Annotated in this window: 8 protein-coding genes; 5 read left to right on the top strand and 3 right to left on the bottom strand. The window is 73.7% G+C overall.

The annotated features are described in order from the left end of the window. Positions 1-82: 82 nt before the first annotated feature. Positions 83-885, top strand: a protein-coding gene (locus B7L92_RS39665) for an IS5 family transposase (protein ID WP_107501589.1) whose coding sequence is annotated in 2 segments (ribosomal slippage) — positions 83-431 and positions 431-885 — 804 coding nt in all. Because the reading frame shifts where the segments join, the coding sequence is not laid out codon by codon here. A gap of 241 nt (positions 886-1,126) precedes the next feature. On the opposite strand, the gene B7L92_RS24340 is transcribed toward B7L92_RS39665, so the two are convergent. The 3 genes from B7L92_RS24340 to B7L92_RS24350 all read right to left on the bottom strand — a co-directional run bounded on the left by B7L92_RS24340 (position 1,127) and on the right by B7L92_RS24350 (position 7,233). After that, positions 1,127-2,635, bottom strand: coding sequence for an alpha/beta hydrolase (locus B7L92_RS24340; RefSeq protein WP_081239566.1), 1,509 nt, complete (start codon positions 2,633-2,635; stop codon positions 1,127-1,129). 135 nt (positions 2,636-2,770) lie between these two features. Next, on the bottom strand, positions 2,771-4,342 hold the full coding sequence (locus B7L92_RS24345; RefSeq protein ID WP_081239567.1) for an alpha/beta hydrolase: 1,572 nt from the start codon (positions 4,340-4,342) through the stop codon (positions 2,771-2,773). Between the two features lie 116 nt (positions 4,343-4,458). Further along, positions 4,459-7,233: a lysylphosphatidylglycerol synthase transmembrane domain-containing protein gene (locus B7L92_RS24350; protein ID WP_174704009.1), complete on the bottom strand. Its 2,775-nt coding sequence runs from the start codon at positions 7,231-7,233 to the stop codon at positions 4,459-4,461. A gap of 186 nt (positions 7,234-7,419) precedes the next feature. On the opposite strand from B7L92_RS24350, the gene B7L92_RS24355 reads away from it, so the two are divergent. From B7L92_RS24355 to B7L92_RS24370, 4 genes are all read left to right on the top strand, one after another. Then, positions 7,420-7,806 carry an MGMT family protein gene (locus tag B7L92_RS24355; protein WP_081239569.1) on the top strand — a complete coding sequence of 129 codons (387 nt, stop codon included), beginning with the start codon at positions 7,420-7,422 and terminating at the stop codon, positions 7,804-7,806. Positions 7,807-8,064: 258 nt separating this feature from the next. Then, positions 8,065-11,541 carry an ATP-dependent helicase gene (locus tag B7L92_RS24360; protein WP_081239570.1) on the top strand — a complete coding sequence of 1,159 codons (3,477 nt, stop codon included), beginning with the start codon at positions 8,065-8,067 and terminating at the stop codon, positions 11,539-11,541. Between the two features lie 99 nt (positions 11,542-11,640). Beyond that, positions 11,641-15,240, top strand: a complete 3,600-nt coding sequence (locus tag B7L92_RS24365) for an ATP-dependent helicase (RefSeq protein ID WP_081239571.1) — start codon at positions 11,641-11,643, stop codon at positions 15,238-15,240. 10 nt (positions 15,241-15,250) lie between these two features. Continuing rightward, the gene (locus tag B7L92_RS24370) at positions 15,251-16,663 is read left to right on the top strand and encodes a dipeptidase (RefSeq protein WP_081239572.1); all 1,413 of its coding nucleotides are present in this window, start codon (positions 15,251-15,253) and stop codon (positions 16,661-16,663) included. The last annotated feature ends 77 nt before the right edge of the window (positions 16,664-16,740 follow it).

Below are 16,740 nucleotides of genomic sequence, written 5' to 3' on the forward strand. Positions count from 1 at the left end.
CATGGGTAAAGCAGGCATACCGGAAGAGCCCTATGTAAACGCCCACTTAGGCGTCGTCTCATTTGGCTCGTAATCTTGAGGCATGACGATCGTGGAACGGCTGGTCCCGGACGGATTGTGGGAGTTGTTCCAGCGGGTGGTGCCGCCCGCTCCGTCGCGGCCGCAGGGCGGTGGGCGGCGCCGGTACGGCGACCGTGAGGTGCTCGCGGCGATCATCTTCGTGACCACCACGGGCTGCACCTGGCGGCAGTTGCCGCCGGTCTTCGGCCCGTCGGGGCCGACCGCGCACCGGCGTTTCACCGAGTGGAGCGCCGCCCGGGTCTGGGCGAGGCTGCACCGCCTGGTCCTCGACGAGCTGGGCTCGCGCGGTGAGCTGGACTGGTCGCGGTGCGCCATCGACTCGGTGAACATGCGGGCGATGAAAGGGGGGAGCTGACGGGTCCGAATCCGGTGGACCGGGGCAAGAAAGGCTCGAAGGTCCACTTGATCACCGAGCGGACCGGTCTGCCCCTGTCCATCGGCATCTCCGGCGCCAACCTGCACGACAGCCAGGCCCTGAAGCCGCTGGTGCGGGGCATCCCGCCGATCCGGTCCTGCCGCGGGCCGCGCCGGCGCCGGCCCGCCAAGCTGCACGGCGACAAGGGGTACGACTACGACGACCTGCGCCGATGGCTGCGCAAGCGGCGCATCCGGCACCGCATCGCCCGCAAGGGCATCGAGTCCTCCACCCGGCTGGGCCGGCACCGCTGGACGATCGAGCGCACCATGTCCTGGCTCGCGGGCTGCCGCCGCCTGCACCGCCGCTACGAACGCAAGGCCGACCATTTCCTGGCCTTCACCGCCATCGCCTGTACTCTCATCTGCTACCGCAGAATCGCCAAATGAGACGATGTCTTAGGCCGTGCTCCAGGTACACCAGGTTCGCTTCGTCCCGGGCCTCGATCGCTGCGAGGACGCGTCAGGCCAGCCGAGGGATGCTGCGCTCGGCGATCTGCTTCCGGGTGAGGAAGTCGAAACCCTTCAGCTCGTCGGCCTGCAACGTGATGCCGGTCTACTGAGCCGGAGTCGCAGCAGGAACCGAAGCGGGGGCTCCGGGCGCCACGGGTGCCCGGGGCCCCCGCCCGCGTCATGAGCAGACCTTGCCGTCCTCGGGCACGGTGCCGTCCAGGAGGTACGCGTTCACCGCGGAGTCGACGCAGTCGCTCCCACTGCCGTACGCGCCGTGGCCCTCGCCCTTCCAGGTGAGCACCACACCGACGTCCTCGCCCAGCTCGTCCGCCATCCTCCGGGCGCCCTCGTACGGGGTCGCCGGGTCGCCGGTGTTGCCGATCACCAGGATCGGGGCCGCGCCCGGCGCGCTCACCTCCGGGGTGTCGTGCTGCCCGGGCACCGGCCAGTCGTGGCACCAGCCGGCCGTGTCCCAGCCGAGAAAGGCCCCGAAGACGGGCGAGATCTCCTCGAACTCCGGCAGCAGCTTCCTCGCCTGTGCCGCGGTCGGCCGCTGTTTGTCGTCCAGGCACGATATGACCCGCTGCGAGTGGGTCGTCGTGCCGTAGCGACCCGAGGCGTCGCGGTCGTTGTAGCCGTCGGCCAGCGCCAGCAGCTTCGAGCCGTCCCCCTCCTCCGCCGCCCGCAGCGCGCTGGTCAGCGCCGGCCAGCTCGCCTGGCTGTAGAGCGGCAGGACGATGCCGGTCAGGGCCAGCGTCTGCGTCAGCTTCCGCCCGGACGAGGACGTCGGCAGCGGTTCCGCGTCGATCCGTTCCAGCAGGTCCGCGATCTCGCGCGATCCCTGCTCGGGGTCCCGGCCGGTGGACTTCAGGTAGTTGTCGAGCGCCAGCTGGAAGCCGCGCGTCTGGTTCTTGGCGTGGCCCACCGTGTCGGCGCTCGGGTCGACCACCGCGTCGAGCGTCATCCGGCCCACCTTCTTCGGGAACAGGTGGGCGTAGACGCCGCCGAGTTCGGTGCCGTAGGAGATGCCGAAGTAGTTCAGCCTGTCGTCGCCGAGGACCTGCCGGATGCGGTCCATGTCGCGGGCGGTGTCGGTGGTCGACACATGGGCCATCAGCTTCCCGGCGGCCTTCCGGCAGCCCTTGCCGAAGTCGGCGGCGTCCTCGAAGTACGTCCGCTCCTCGGCCGGTGTGTCCGGGGTGCCGTCCACCGACGATTCGGCCGCCTGGATCTCCCGGTCGCTCCGGCAGCGGACGCCCTCGCTGGCGGCCACGCCGCGCGGATCCCAGCTCACCAGGTCGTACCGCTCGCGCAACTCGGCGACGGTGCCGGCGTAGGACGGCATCATGGACACGCCCGAGCCGCCCGGGCCGCCGAAGTTGAACAGCAGCGAGCCGAGGCGGTCGTCCCCCGTGGCCTTCGCCCGGATCAGCGCCAGCCCGATCGTGGCACCGTCGGGCTCCGACCAGTCCAGCGGCACCCGGAGCGTGGCGCACTGCCAGTCGCCACCCGGGGCGGGGGCGCCCCCCGAGGCCTTGCAGCGTCCCCAGTCGAGCGCCGTCCCGTCGTTCTTGTTGCCGCTCCTGCCGTCGTTCTCGCCGTCGTCACCGGACGGGCCGCCGCTGCAGCCCGCCGTCAGCAGTGCGGCGGCGGCCGTCAGAGCCGCCCACCGTGTGATGCGCGTCATGTGACGCTTCCCCCCTCGCCTGGCCGTCCGCACCGTGCCGCGGATGGCGGTCACGCCATGGTAGGCAGACCCGCCTCCTGCCGGGGCGCTCTGTGGATAACGCTCTGACCTGTGGTTCTGCAGTCCGGTGCCTGCTCAGGAGTGGTTCGGTGCCTGCTCGGAGCAGACGGTGCCGGCCCTCGGCACCTCTCCGTCCAGGAGATAGCCGTGCACCGCGTCCTGCACGCACCGGTTCTTGCTGTCGTAGGCCCCGTGTCCCTGCCCCTCGTACGTCAGCTCGACACCGACCCCCTCACCCAGCGCCTGCGCCATCCTGTGCGCCCCCTCGTACGGCGTGGCGGGGTCGCCGGTGTTGCCGATCACCAGGATCGGGGCCGCGCCGGGGGCGCTCACCTCGGGATGGTCGACGGCCCCCGGAACCGCCCAGTCGGTGCAGCCGATCAGCCCCCACGCCAGGTACTCGCCGAACAGCTCGGACGCGGCCCGGAACTCGGGCAGACTGCGCTCCACGTCCTCGGTGCTGTAACGGGGCTTGTCGTCGGCGCAGTTGATGGAGACGTTGGCGGGGACGAGGTTGCTGTACTCGCCGTCCTGGTTGCGCCCGTTCAGCGAGTCGGACAGCACCATCAGGATCGTCCCGTCGCCGTTGTAGGCCTCTTCGAGACCGTCGGTGAGGAACCCCCAGAGGTCCTGCGAGTACAGGGCCTGGGCGATACCGCCGGTCGCCGCGGTCTGGGTCAGCTCGCGCGGGGCGATGCCGGGGATCGGCTCGGCGTCGAGGTCCTTCAGGAACGTGGCGATACGGTCCTTCACGTCCTGTGCGCTGTCGCCGACGGGACAGTCCTCGACCTGGGAGACGCAGTGCTCGGCGTAGTTGTCGAGCGCGAGCTGGAAGCCCCGTGCCTGCCCGAGCGAGCCCTGCTCCGGGTTCTGCGTGGGGTCGACGACCGCGTCGAACACCGCCCGGCCCACCTTCTTCGGGAACAGGTGGGCGTAGACGCCGCCGAGTTCGGTGCCGTAGGAGATGCCGAAGTAGTGCAGCTCGTCGTCGCCGAGGACCTGGCGCATCAGGTCGAGGTCGCGGGCGGTTTCGGTGGTGCGCACGTGCGGCAGGACCCGTGCGGAGTTCTTCTCGCAGGCCGCGTTGAATCCCTTGGTGTTGTCCAGGAGCTCGGCCCGCTCGGCGCCGTCGTCGGGGGTCGCGTCCTGCTGGAAGTACGCGTCGAGCTGCTGGTTGTTCTCGCAGATCACGGGCGCGCTGCGGCCGACTCCGCGGGGATCGAAGCTCACCAGGTCGTAGCGGGTGCGCAGGGTCGCGTAGTCCTCGCCGAACGCGGGGAGCGCGGTGACGCCGGAGCCGCCCGGGCCACCGAAGTTGAAGATCAGGGATCCGATGCGCTCGCTCGCCTTCCCGCTCGTCCTCGCCCGGATCAGCGCGAGGCCGATGGTGTCGCCCTCGGGCTCGTCCCAGTCCAGGGGCACCTTCATGGTGGCGCACTGCCACTCGGTTCCGCCCGGCAGGGGCGAAGGGGCGGGGCCCCCGCCCTGTGCCTCGGAGGGGGCCGGGCAGGCCTGCCAGGCGAGTTCCTGCTTCGTCAGGTCCGCGCTCCCGTCCTCGGCGTCCGCACCGCAGCCCGCCAGCAGCGCGGGCAGCAGGACGGCGCCGGCGGTCAGGGCGGCGGCACGCAGGCGGAAAGGAGGGGACATGCCCCCATCCTGCGGCGGTTCGGGGCGGGACGCGCGGGACACGGGCCGTACGAGGGAGGGGCCGGGACCGGTTCCGGGGGCGTGCCTCCGCTGCCCGTGCGCTCCTGCGACCGCCCCTACAGCGCTTCCTTGCGCGTGAGGTGGTTGAAGGCCAGCCACCCCGGCAGGACCGGCAGCCACAGCGTCAGCAGCCGGAACAGCAGCACCGCCGGCGCGGCGACCTCCTTGGGGAGCCCGACGGCGATCAGGCCGACCGTCAGGGTCGCCTCGACCGCGCCCACCCCGCCCGGCGTCGGCGCCGCCGAGCCCAGCGCGTTGCCCGCGAGGAAGACGACGGCGACACTGGCGATGCTGATCGAGACCGTGTCGTCGCCGAACGCCCGGATCGAGGCGTCCAGGCACATCACGAAGCAGGCGGTGAGTAGCAGCATGCCGCCGATGCCGGTGGCCAGCTTCTGCGGCCGCTGCAGGACGTCGAGCATGCGCGGCACGACTCCGGCGAAGAGCGACCGCACACGCGTGACGAGGAACTTCCGCAGGAACGGCACCGAGGTCACCACCAGCACCAGCACCGCCACCGTCAGCAGACCCGCGATGACCGTGCGGGACGGCGACAGGGAGGGCGTCTTCTCGGTGCCGGTCAGATAGCCGAAGGACAGCAGCATCAGGATGTGACAGCCCAGCCCGAACAGCTGGGACGCGCCGACACTCGCCACCGCGAGCCCCGGCCGTACCCCCGCGCGCTGGAGGAAGCGCGTGTTCAGGGCCACACCGCCCACCGCCGCCGGGGCGACGATCTTCACGAACGACCCGGCGACCTGTGCCGCCACCGTCCGCAGGAACGGCACCCGCTCCGGCACGAACCCCAGCAGCGCCAGGGCGGCCGCGAAGTAGCTGCCCGCCGAGAACAGCACGGCCGCGGCCACCCATCCCCACTCGGCGCCTGCGATCAACGGCCCGAACTCGATGTGGGCGAGCTGGGTCAGCAGGAAGTACGCGCCGATCGCGCCGGCGATGAAACTGATCAGCGTGCGCGGCCGCACCCGCTCCAGGCGGGCCGGTTCGACCGGGGCCTGCGGCCTGATCCGCAGCACCTCGTGCCGGATCTGGGTGAGGAGGTCCTCCTCGCGTGCCTCCTCCAGGGCCTCGTCGATGGCCCGCTTCTCGGCCCGCTGCTCCGCGCGCACGGCTTTCTTGTCGGGCTTCTCGAGCACGGGCCGGTCGGTCTCGCCGGCGGCGGCCTGCTCCGCGCGGAGCAGGCGGGACTGCCGGGAGGCCTCCAGGACCGCCTCGCGCTCGCGCTCCGCCCGTTCCCGGGCGAGCCTGCGCAGGGTCGCCCGCGTGGAGCGGCTCAGCGCGATGGGCTGGAGCATCGGCAGGCAGTCCGCCACGGCGTCGGGGCCGAGGACGCTCAGCGCGGATGCCACCGCCCGTTCGGCGCCCACCCTGAGGCCCAGCGTCACGAGCAGCTGGGAGACGTCCATGCGCAGCAGCAGATCGCCGGCCGCGATCTCGCCGGCGCGCAGGTCGGTGAGGATCACCGTGCCGGAGCGGTCCACCAGGATCGCGTCGCCCACCAGCCTGCGGTGCGCGATGCGGCGGGACTGCAGCGCCCGTACCTGGTGCCAGGCGTCGCGCAGCAGTTCGTCGGTGATCTCCTCGTCCGCCAGTGAGTCGAGGGTGCGCCCGCCGGTGTGCTCGTAGACGAGCATGACCGCGTCGGGGCCGAGCTCGGAGGTCGCGATCAGCTTGGGCGCGTCGGCGCCGGCCGCGATGGCCGCGTACGCCAGCAGCGCCTCCTGCTCCAGGGCCTGGCGCAGCGACTGGAGGCTGCTGCGGGTGGCGAAGCCGCGCAGGGTCAGGTTGCGCCACGCGCGGTAGAAGAAGCCCTGCGCCTGCTGCTCGCGGTCGACCACCGTCACGTCCAGCGGCGGACCGTCCTCCAGGGTGACGAAGTACCGGCGTCCCCGGTCCCCGGTCTCGGGGGCGTCGCCGGACTCCACGCGGGACGCGCTCACCGGGTGGAACCCGACGGTCCGCAGGCCCGCCATCAGGGTCCGGCCGGTGGGGCGCACATTGGGCGAGCCGACCGCGTAGAGGGTGCCGTAGGCGACGGTCCAGCCGATCAGCACCGTCAGGATGATCGAGAACGGGGTGGTGTACCCGGTGACGAGCATGGAGAAGGCGTCGAGGAGCAGGACCACCCACAGCACCGCGCGCCATTTGGGTCTGCGGGACATGCCGACGGCCGTCATGTACGCGATGACCGGGGCCAGATAGCCGTGCACCGGATCGGTCAGGGCGTGGATGTCGCCGGGGGAGGGCTGGGTGAGCGCCTCCTGGATCGAGTCGGGGGCGGCCCGCGCGACCCACAGGTCCGTGGCGAGTGTCACGCCGTGCGCGAGCACGGCGGCGAGCACGCCGTCGGCGATCCGCAGCCCGTCCCGTTTGATCAGGCGTTCGATGGCGAAGGCGACCGGCACCAGGAGGATCGCGATGCTGGAGGCCAGACCCGCGATCTTGATGAGCAGGTCGGGCGCCTGCCCGGTGCCCTTGGTGATGTCCTGTTCCAGGCCCGAGGTGGTGCCGTGGGCGAACGCGGCGATCGCCAGCAGCACCACGACGGCGAGGACGCCCACGAGGAGCCGCATGAGGTCGGACGGGCGGTGCACCCGTGCGGGGAGCAGGGGCTCGTCGCCCTCGACCTCGTCGATGTACGCCGTGTCGGCGTCGTCGGTGCCGTCGGTGTCCAGAGCGGCCTTCTTCCCGGCCGCCCCGGTGCCGGCGCCCTTCGTCTCGGCGTCCTGCGTGTCGGCGTTCGCGGTGTCCGGGTGCGACGAGGCGTCAGGGGTGCCCCCCGTGTTCCCGGGGTGTGCGCCCTGCTGCTTCATCGTCTCTTCTTGGTCTCGTATCACCAGTCACCGCCCGCACGATGGTGGCATGCCGTACCGGCACAAGGGGGCATCAGGGTCCATATGCGGGCCGCACAGTCTGCCCGAAGCCGGTGCCCCGGGGCGAGACGGGCGCACGCGCGCGGGCGCGGGGCGTTGTCGGTGGGGTGGTGCAGGATGGACCGGGTGAGTCAGGAGAGCCTTCCGCCCGATGCCGTCCCGGAGCACCCGCACGCCCTGCCCGAGTACGCCGAGCGGGTCCTCGAGGTGGCCGAGCTGATCCCGCCGGGCCGTGTCATGACGTACGGCGACGTGGCGGAGTGGCTGGACGAGGGCGGCCCCCGGCAGGTCGGGCGCGTGATGGCCCTCTACGGAGGAGCCGTCCCGTGGTGGCGCGTCGTCCGTGCGGACGGGGTCCTGCTGCCGGGTCACGAACAAAGGGCGCTCGGCCACTACCGCGTGGAGGGCACGCCCCTGAAGGAGGCGGGCCGGGCCGCGGCGGACCACGTGCCGCGCCTCGACATGAGACGTGCGCGGTGGGACGGCGGTGGGCGCACCGAGGGTCACACCTGACAGCTTCCGCCATCGCGCGCGTCGCCGTGTGACCCGTGATCCGTGAAGGGGAAAGGGGGCACGTCCCTGACATGACGTACGTTCGTGGGCGGAGGGGCGGATGTGCCGTGCGTGCCGCGAGAGAAGAAGCGGAAGTCCTGCTTCCGCGCTTTTCGGCGGCGTAGCGTCGGCCGCGCGCATCCCCTCCACCCCCGGGTCCACCGCCCTCCACACGCGGCGGACCGCCCCACCGCACACCCACCAGGACCGGCGAACCACGTGAGCTCCTCTTCCTCCACCAGCGGCCTGTCGCACCCCCAGGTGCGGCGGGGGAGCCGTGGCGCTCATCGACTGGTCCGTACCCCGCCGACCCGCGTGAATCCCCCTCGACTGGACGCCGCGCAGCGCTCCGTGGTTGACCACGAGACCGGACCGCTGCTCGTTCTCGCAGGTCCGGGCACCGGCAAGACCACCACGCTCGTCGAGTCCGTGGCCGCGCGGATCGCCCGCGGCGGGGACCCCGAGCGCGTCCTGGTGCTGACGTTCAGCCGCAGGGCGGCCGTCGAGCTGCGCGACCGCATGGCCCTGCGCATGGGTGCCGCGCGGGCCCCGCAGGCGACCACGTTCCACTCGTTCTGCTACGCCCTGATCCGCGCCCACCAGGACAGCGACCTCTTCGTGGAACCGCTGCGGCTGCTGTCGGGCCCCGAGCAGGACGTCACCGTCCGGGAACTGCTCGCCGGCCAGGCCGATCTGGAACGGCTCGGCCTCGCCCACGTGCGCTGGCCGGACGAACTGCGCGCCTGCCTGACCACCCGCGGTTTCGCCGACGAGGTCCGCGCGGTGCTCGCCCGCAGCCGGGAACTCGGTCTCGACCCCGAGGCCCTGAACGCCTTCGCCCGCCGCATCGGACGCCCCGACTGGCGCGCCGCCTCCGCCTTCCTCGCCGAGTACCTCGACGTCCTCGACCTCCAGGGCGTGCTCGACTACGCCGAACTGGTCCACCGCGCGGTGCTCCTCGCCCGCCGTCCCGAGACCGCCCGGCAGCTCACCGCGCGGTACGACGCCGTCTACGTCGACGAGTACCAGGACACCGACCCGGCCCAGGTGCGGCTGCTGCGCGCCCTGGCCGGCGGCGGGCGCACCCTCGTCGCCTTCGGCGACCCCGACCAGTCGATCTACGCCTTCCGCGGCGCGGACGTCAACGGCATCCTGGAGTTCCCGTACGCGTTCCGCCGCGCGGACGGCCGCCCGGCCCCGGTCGGGGTGCTGCGCACCTCGCGCCGCTCCGGCGCCGCCCTGCTGGCCGCCACCCGGCTGGTGACCCAGCGCATGCCGCTGTCCCGCCTGCCCGCCGAGAAGGTCCGCGCCCACCGGGAGCTGACGGCCGCGCGGGAGGGCGGCCGGGTCGAGGTGTACACCTACCCGACGCCCGGCACCGAGCTGGACAACATCGCCGACATCCTGCGCCGGGCCCACCTGGAGGACGGCCTCCCCTGGAGGGACATGGCCGTCCTGGTGCGCGCCGGCTCCCGCACCCTCCCCGCGGTCCGCCGCGCGCTCACGTCGGCGGGCGTCCCCGTGGACGTCGACGGCGACGACCTGCCCCTGCGCCACGAGCCGGCGGTGGCCCCGCTGCTGACGGCCCTGCGGGCGGTGGCGACGGCGGCGGCCGAGGGCCGTGGCCGGGGCGCCGGGGCCGTACCCGGGGCCGCCCGGACGGCCGCGGAAGAGGCGGCCGGCGAAGCCGCGGCGGACGAGGACCGCCCCGGCCCCGGAGCGGAGGAGGACCCTCCCGGTGCCGGAGCGGCCGAGGAGCGTCCCGCTCCCGGAGCGGACGAGGAACGTCCCGGGGCCGGCACCGGCGAAGGGCCGGAGCCGTGCTGGCTCGACACCGAGACCGCCCGCACCCTGCTCACCTCCCCCCTCGCCGGCATGGACGCCGCCGATCTGCGCCGCCTCGGCCGGGCCCTGCGCGAGGAGGAGCGGGCCGCGGGCAACCCGCTGCCGCCGCCCTCGGACGAACTGCTCGCGCGGGCGCTGGCCGAGCCGGAGCGGCTGACCGTGCACGACCCCGCGTACGCGCGGGGCGCCCAGCGCCTCGGCGCGCTGCTGCGCAAGGCCCGGGAGCGTCTGGCCGGCGGCGGCACGGCCGAGGAGGCCCTGTGGGACCTGTGGGACGGCACACCGTGGCCCCAGCGCCTGGAGCGCGCCGCCCGGCGCGGCGGCGCGGCCGGACGCAACGCCGACCGGGACCTCGACGCCGTGTGCGCGCTGTTCGCGACCGCGGCCCGTGCGGAGGAGCGCACCGGTGGCCGCGGCGCCCTGAACTTCCTGGAGGAGATCGAGGCCGAGGACATCGCCGCCGACACCCTCACGCGGCGCGCCGTGCGCCCCGACGCGGTGCGCCTGATGACCGCGCACCGCTCCAAGGGCCTGGAGTGGAACCTGGTCGTCGTGGCCGGCGTCCAGGAGGGCCTGTGGCCGGACCTGCGCCGGCGCGGCTCCCTGCTGGAGGCCGACCGCATCGGCCGCGACGGACTCGCCGAACCCCTCACCCCGGGCGCCCTGCTCGCCGAGGAGCGCCGCCTGTTCTACGTGGCCGCCACGCGCGCACGGGAACGCCTGGTCGTGACGGCCGTGAAGGCGCCCGCGGACGACGGCGACCAGCCCTCCCGGTTCCTGACCGAGCTCGGCGTCGAACCCCGGGACGTCACCGGGCGCCCGCGCCGCCCCCTGTCCGTGGCCGCGCTCGTCGCCGAACTGCGCGCCACCACGGTCGACCCGCGCGCCTCGGACGCCCTGCGCCGGGCCGCGGCCCACCGGCTGGCCCGGCTCGCGGCCCTCGCCGACGACGACGGCCGCCCGCTCGTCCCGGCCGCGCACCCCTACCGCTGGTGGGGCATGTTCGAGCCGACCGAGTCCAGGGTGCCGCTGCGGAACCGCGACCAGCCCGTCGTGCTCTCCGGCAGCGCCCTCGAGCAGCTCGCCCACACCTGCGCCCTGCAGTGGTTCCTGGGCCGCGAGGTGAAGGCCGACGCCCCCGCGACCGCTGCCCAGGGCTTCGGCAACGTGGTGCACGCCCTGGCCGACGAGGTGGCCTCCGGACACACCCCGGCCGATCTCGACGTCCTCATGGAACGCCTCGACTCCGTGTGGAACGCGCTGGCCTTCGACGCGCCGTGGAAGTCGGCGCAGGAGAAGGAGAACGCGCGCGTCGCGCTCGAACGCTTCCTGAAGTGGCACGTCATGGACCGCGCCGGACGCACCCCGGTGGCCGGCGAGCACGACTTCGACGTCACCCTGGAAGCGGGCGACTACCAGGTCCGCATCCGCGGCCAGATGGACCGCGTCGAGACCGACGGCGACGGCCGCGCCTACGTCGTCGACTTCAAGACCGGCAAGCAGGCGCCCAGCTCCGCCGAGGTGGCCCGCCACCCCCAGCTCGCCGTCTACCAGCTCGCCGTGCGCGAGGGAGCCGTCGACGAGGTCTTCGGCGGGGCGCGCCCCGAACCCGGCGGCGCCGAACTCGTCCAGCTGCGCCAGGGGGCCGCCGTGCGGGACGGCGGCGAGACCCTGCCCAAGGTGCAGGCCCAGCAGCCGCTGGAAGGGGAGTGGGTCGGCGACCTGCTGGCCACGGCCGCCGGCAAGGTCCTCGACGAACGGTTCACCCCGACCACCGGCCAGCACTGCGCCCACTGCGCCTTCCGCGCCTCCTGCAGCGCCCGGCCCGAGGGCCGGCACGTGGTCGAGTGACCGGCGTGACGCATCGCACCCCCCGTGCCGAGCTGCGGTTTCTCCGCCTCGGGGCGTGCTTCGGCGTCCGGTGTCGGTACCCGCGGCTAGCCTCTGCGTGTGCCCGCTCGCATCACCGACCCCGATCAGCTCAAGGAACTCCTCGGCATCCCGTTCACCCCGGAGCAGACGGCCTGCATCACCGCGCCGCCCGCCCCGCAGGTGATCGTGGCCGGAGCCGGATCGGGCAAGACCACGGTGATGGCGGCCCGCGTGGTGTGGCTGGTCGGCACCGGCCGGGTCGCCCCCGAACAGGTGCTCGGCCTCACCTTCACCAACAAGGCCGCCGGTGAACTCGCCGAACGCGTCCGCAAGGCGCTGATCAAGGCCGGCGTCACCGATCCGGACGTCATCGATCCGGACAACCCACCGGGCGAGCCGGTGATCTCCACCTACCACGCCTTCGCGGGCCGCCTCCTGACCGACCACGGCCTGCGCATCGGCCTGGAGCCGTCCTCCCGCCTGCTCGCCGACGCCACCCGCTACCAGCTCGCCGCACGGGTGCTGCGCGAGGCCCCCGGCCCCTATCCGGCCCTCACCCGCTCCTTCCCCGACCTGGTCGGGGACCTCCTCGCCCTCGACGCCGAACTCGCCGAGCACCTCGTGCGCCCCGAGGACCTGCGCGCCCACGACGCCGAACTGCTGCGCACCCTGGAGAACACCAGACTCACCAACGCCGAGCTGCGCAAGGTCCCCGAAGCGGCCGCCGCACGGCGCGAGCTCGCCGACCTCGTGCTGCGCTACCGGGCCGCCAAACGCGAACGCGACCTGCTCGACTTCGGCGACCAGATCGCCCTCTCGGCCCGGCTCGCCGCGGTCCCCGAGGTGGGCCGCGCCCTGCGCGACGAGTTCCACGTCGTCCTCCTCGACGAGTACCAGGACACCTCGGTCGCCCAGCGCGTCCTGCTGGCCGGCCTCTTCGGCCACGGCACCGGCCACCCGGTGACCGCCGTCGGCGACCCCTGCCAGGCGATCTACGGCTGGCGCGGCGCCTCCGTCGCCAACCTCGACGACTTCCCCGAGCACTTCGCCCACGCCGACGGCCGCCCCGCCACCCGCCAGTCGCTCAGCGAGAACCGCCGCAGCGGCGGCCGTCTGCTGGACCTCGCCAACGGCCTCGCCGAACCCCTGCGCGCCCGGCACGAGGGCGTGGAGGCCCTCCGCCCGGCCCCCGGCGCCGAACGCGACGGCATCGTGCGCTGCGCCCTGCTGCGCACCCACGCCGAGGAGATCGACTGGGTCGCCGACTCCGTCGCCCACCTGGTGCGCACCGGGAAGGCGCCCGGCGAGATCGCCGTGCTCTGCCGCACGGCGACCGACTTCGCCGAGATCCAGGGCGCGCTGGTGGCCCGGGACGTCCCCGTCGAGGTGGTCGGCCTGTCCGGGCTGCTGCACCTGCCCGAGATCGCCGACCTCGTCGCCGTCTGCGAGGTCCTCCAGGACCCCGGCGCCAACGCCTCCCTCGTACGACTGCTGACCGGCCCGCGCTGGCGCATCGGCCCGCGCGACCTCGCCCTGCTGGGGCGCCGCGCACGGCTGCTGGTGTCCTCCGCACGCGTGCGGGACGACGACCCCGACCGGCGGCTCGCCGAGGCCGTCGAGGGCGTCGACCCGTCGGAGGTGACCTCGCTCGCCGACGCCCTCGACACGTTCCTGGAGACACCCCTGGAGGACCGGGGGGACGACGGGCTGCCCTTCTCGCCCGACGCGCGCGTGCGCTTCGCACGCCTGGCCGCCGAACTGCGCGACCTGCGCCGCTGTCTGGCCGACCCGCTCATGGACGTCCTGCACCGCGTGCTCGCCGTCACCGGCCTGGAGGTCGAACTGTCGGCGTCCCCGCACGCCCTGGCCGCCCGCCGACGGGAGACCCTGTCCAACTTCCTCGACGTCGCCGCCTCCTTCGCCGCCGGCGACAACGAGGCCACCCTGCTCGCCTTCCTCGGTTTCCTGCGCACCGCCGCCCAGTACGAGAAGGGCCTCGACAACGCCCTGCCCGGCGGCGAGAACACCGTCAAGGTGCTCACCGCGCACAAGTCCAAGGGCCTGGAGTGGGACGTCGTGGCCGTCCCCGGACTGGTCACGGGCACCTTCCCCAGCGGCCAGGGCCGCGAGAAGTGGACCGCCCAGGGCAAGGTGCTGCCGCACGCGCTGCGCGGCGACGCCGACACCCTGCCCGACGTCACCTCCTGGGACTCCCGGGGCCTGAAGGCCTTCCACGAGGCGATGAAGGAGCACCAGCACACCGAGGAACTCCGCCTCGGCTACGTCACCTTCACCCGTCCCCGCTCCCTCCTGCTCGGCTCCGGCCACTGGTGGGGGCCCAGCCAGAAGAAACCGCGCGGCCCCTCCGCGTTCCTCCAGGCCCTCCACGAGCACTGCGCCGCCGGGTACGGCGAGATCGAGGCGTGGGCCGACGAGCCCACCGAGGACGAGGAGAACCCCGCCCTGCACCGGGTCACCGACGACCGGGTGTGGCCCCTGCCCCTGGACGACGACGCCCTCGCCCGCCGCCGCGCGGCCGCCGAGACCGTCCTCGCCCACCTCGACCACCTCGCCGCCCACCCCGACGACCACCCCACGGCCGTACACGACCCGGACACCTACGACGACCCCGACTGGCCGCCGCCACCGGACGACGAGGACGCCTTCCCCGCGGACTTCCCCGCGGACTTCCCCGCGGAGGACGCCCCCTTCCCGGCCGACGATCCGGACGACTGGGACTCCTGGACCACCGACCGCCCCACCATCCCGCACCAGGCGACGGCCCCCGAATCCACCGCGGGACCCCTCGCGGACCCCGGCGCACCGGAGGGCACCCGCCCCGCCGGCGCCCCGCACCCGGCCCCCGCGGAGGAGGCGGGACGGCCCGGCGGCACCCCGCGGCCCCGCTCCGCCGAGGAGACCGGAGCACCCCGGCTCACCCCGGAGGAGGCCCGCACCGTCGCCTCCTGGGACCGCGACCTCGACGCCCTCGCCGGAGAACTGCTGCACACCCGTGCGAGCGTCACCGAGGTCCTGCTGCCCGCCTCGCTCACCGCCTCCGAGCTGATGCGCCTGGCCGCCGACCCGGACGGCTTCGCGCGGGAACTGGCCCGCCCCATGCCCCGCCCGCCGCAGCCCGCCGCACGCCGCGGCACCCGCTTCCACGCCTGGGTCGAGGCCCGTTTCGAGGAACTCACCCTGCCCATGCTGGAGCCGGACGAGCTGCCCGGCAGCACGGCCGAGATCGCCGACGAGCGCGACCTCCAGGCCCTCAAGGACGCCTTCGAACGCACCGAGTACGCCCACCGGACCCCCTACCGCGTGGAGGCCCCCTTCCAGCTGTCGATCGCCGGACGCGTCGTCCGGGGTCGCATCGACGCCGTCTACAAGGAGGGCGACGGGGACGGGGTGAGGTACGAGATCGTCGACTGGAAGACCGGCCGCGCCCGTACCGCCGACCCGCTCCAGCTCGCCGTGTACCGGCTCGCCTGGGCCGAACAGCAGGGCGTCCCCCCGGAATCCGTCGGCGCCGCTTTCCTGTACGTGCGCACCGGCGAGGTCGAACGCCCCGACCCCCTGCCCGACCGGGCCGCGCTGGAGCGGCTGCTGCTCCCGGATCCGTCCGACGAGGTGCCCGGTGAGATACCGCACTCCGAGGACACCGGCGCGGGCCGATAGGCTCGTGAGTATGAGCCAGCCCGTTGACAGTGCCGTCAGCGCCGTCCGCACGTACATCGCACAGCACCGCTCCGCCTTCCTCGACGACCTCACCGCATGGCTGCGCATCCCCTCCGTGTCGGCCCGGCCCGACCACGCGCCCGACGTGCGCCGCAGCGCCGACTGGCTCGCCGCCGAACTTCGCAGGACCGGCTTCCCGACCGCCGAGGTCTGGCAGACCCCGGGCGCCCCGGCCGTCTACGCCGAGTGGCCCAGCGACGACCCCGACGCGCCCACGGTGCTGGTCTACGGCCACCACGACGTCCAGCCGGCCGCCCGCGAGGACGGCTGGGACAGCGAGCCCTTCGAGCCCGTCGTGCGGGGGAACCGCCTGTACGCGCGCGGAGCGGCCGACGACAAGGGCCAGGTGTTCTTCCACACACTCGGTGTCCGGGCCCACCTCGCCACCACCGGCCGCACCACCCCGGCCGTCCACCTGAAGCTCCTGATCGAGGGTGAGGAGGAGTCCGGGTCCCCCCACTTCCGGGCGCTCGTCGAACAGCACGCCGACCGGCTCGCCGCCGACGCCGTGATCGTCTCCGACACCGGCATGTGGTCCGAGGACACCCCCACCGTGTGCACCGGCATGCGCGGCCTCGCCGAGTGCGAGATCCGGCTGTACGGCCCCGACCAGGACATCCACTCCGGCTCCTTCGGCGGCGCGGTCCCCAACCCGGCCACCGCCGCCGCCCGCCTGGTCGCCGCCCTGCACGACGAGCACGCGCGCGTGGCGATCCCCGGCTTCTACGACGGCGTCGTCGAGCTCACCGACCGCGAGCGCGAGCTCTTCGCCGAGCTGCCCTTCGACGAACACCGGTGGCTGCGCACCGCCAAGTCCCACGGCACCCTGGGCGAGGCCGGATACAGCACGCTGGAACGCATCTGGGCCCGTCCCACCGCGGAGGTCAACGGCATCGGCGGCGGCTACCAGGGCCCCGGCAGCAAGACGATCATCCCGTCCTCCGCCATGGTGAAGCTGTCCTTCCGGCTGGTCGCCGGCCAGGACCCGGAGCACGTGCAGAAGGCCGTCCTCGCCTGGGCGCCCGGACAGCTGCCCGAGGGCATCCGCTGCGAGATCTCCTTCCGCCCCGCCACACGCCCGTGCCTGACGCCGCTGGACCACCCGGCCCTGCGGTCCGTGGCCCGGGCGATGGGCCGCGCCTTCGAGAAACCCGTCCGCTTCACCCGCGAGGGCGGCTCCGGCCCGGCCGCCGACCTGCAGGACGTCCTCGGCGCACCCGTGCTCTTCCTCGGCATCTCCGTCCCGTCCGACGGCTGGCACGCCCCCAACGAGAAGGTCGAGCTCGACCTGCTCCTCAAGGGCGCCGAAACGAGCGCGTACCTGTGGAGCGACCTCGCCGCGCACTGGCGGCACGCACCCTGACCACCGCACGCCGTCCGGGCCGGCCGCCCGCGCGGGGCACACTGGAAGGGCCCCCGCCGCGCGGGCGGCCGGCCCGG

It is taken from the genome of Streptomyces viridosporus, assembly GCF_002078235.1.
In the GTDB taxonomy this organism is placed as follows: domain Bacteria; phylum Actinomycetota; class Actinomycetes; order Streptomycetales; family Streptomycetaceae; genus Streptomyces; species Streptomyces viridosporus.

Excerpts from the sequence above, each read along its gene's own strand:
- B7L92_RS24340 (WP_081239566.1), bottom strand. The coding sequence starts at position 2,635 with ATGACGCGCATCACACGGTGGGCGGCTCTGACGGCCGCCGCCGCACTG.
- B7L92_RS24345 (WP_081239567.1), bottom strand. The coding sequence starts at position 4,342 with ATGTCCCCTCCTTTCCGCCTGCGTGCCGCCGCCCTGACCGCCGGCGCC.
- B7L92_RS24350 (WP_174704009.1), bottom strand. The coding sequence starts at position 7,233 with ATGAAGCAGCAGGGCGCACACCCCGGGAACACGGGGGGCACCCCTGAC.
- B7L92_RS24370 (WP_081239572.1), top strand. The coding sequence starts at position 15,251 with ATGAGCCAGCCCGTTGACAGTGCCGTCAGCGCCGTCCGCACGTACATC.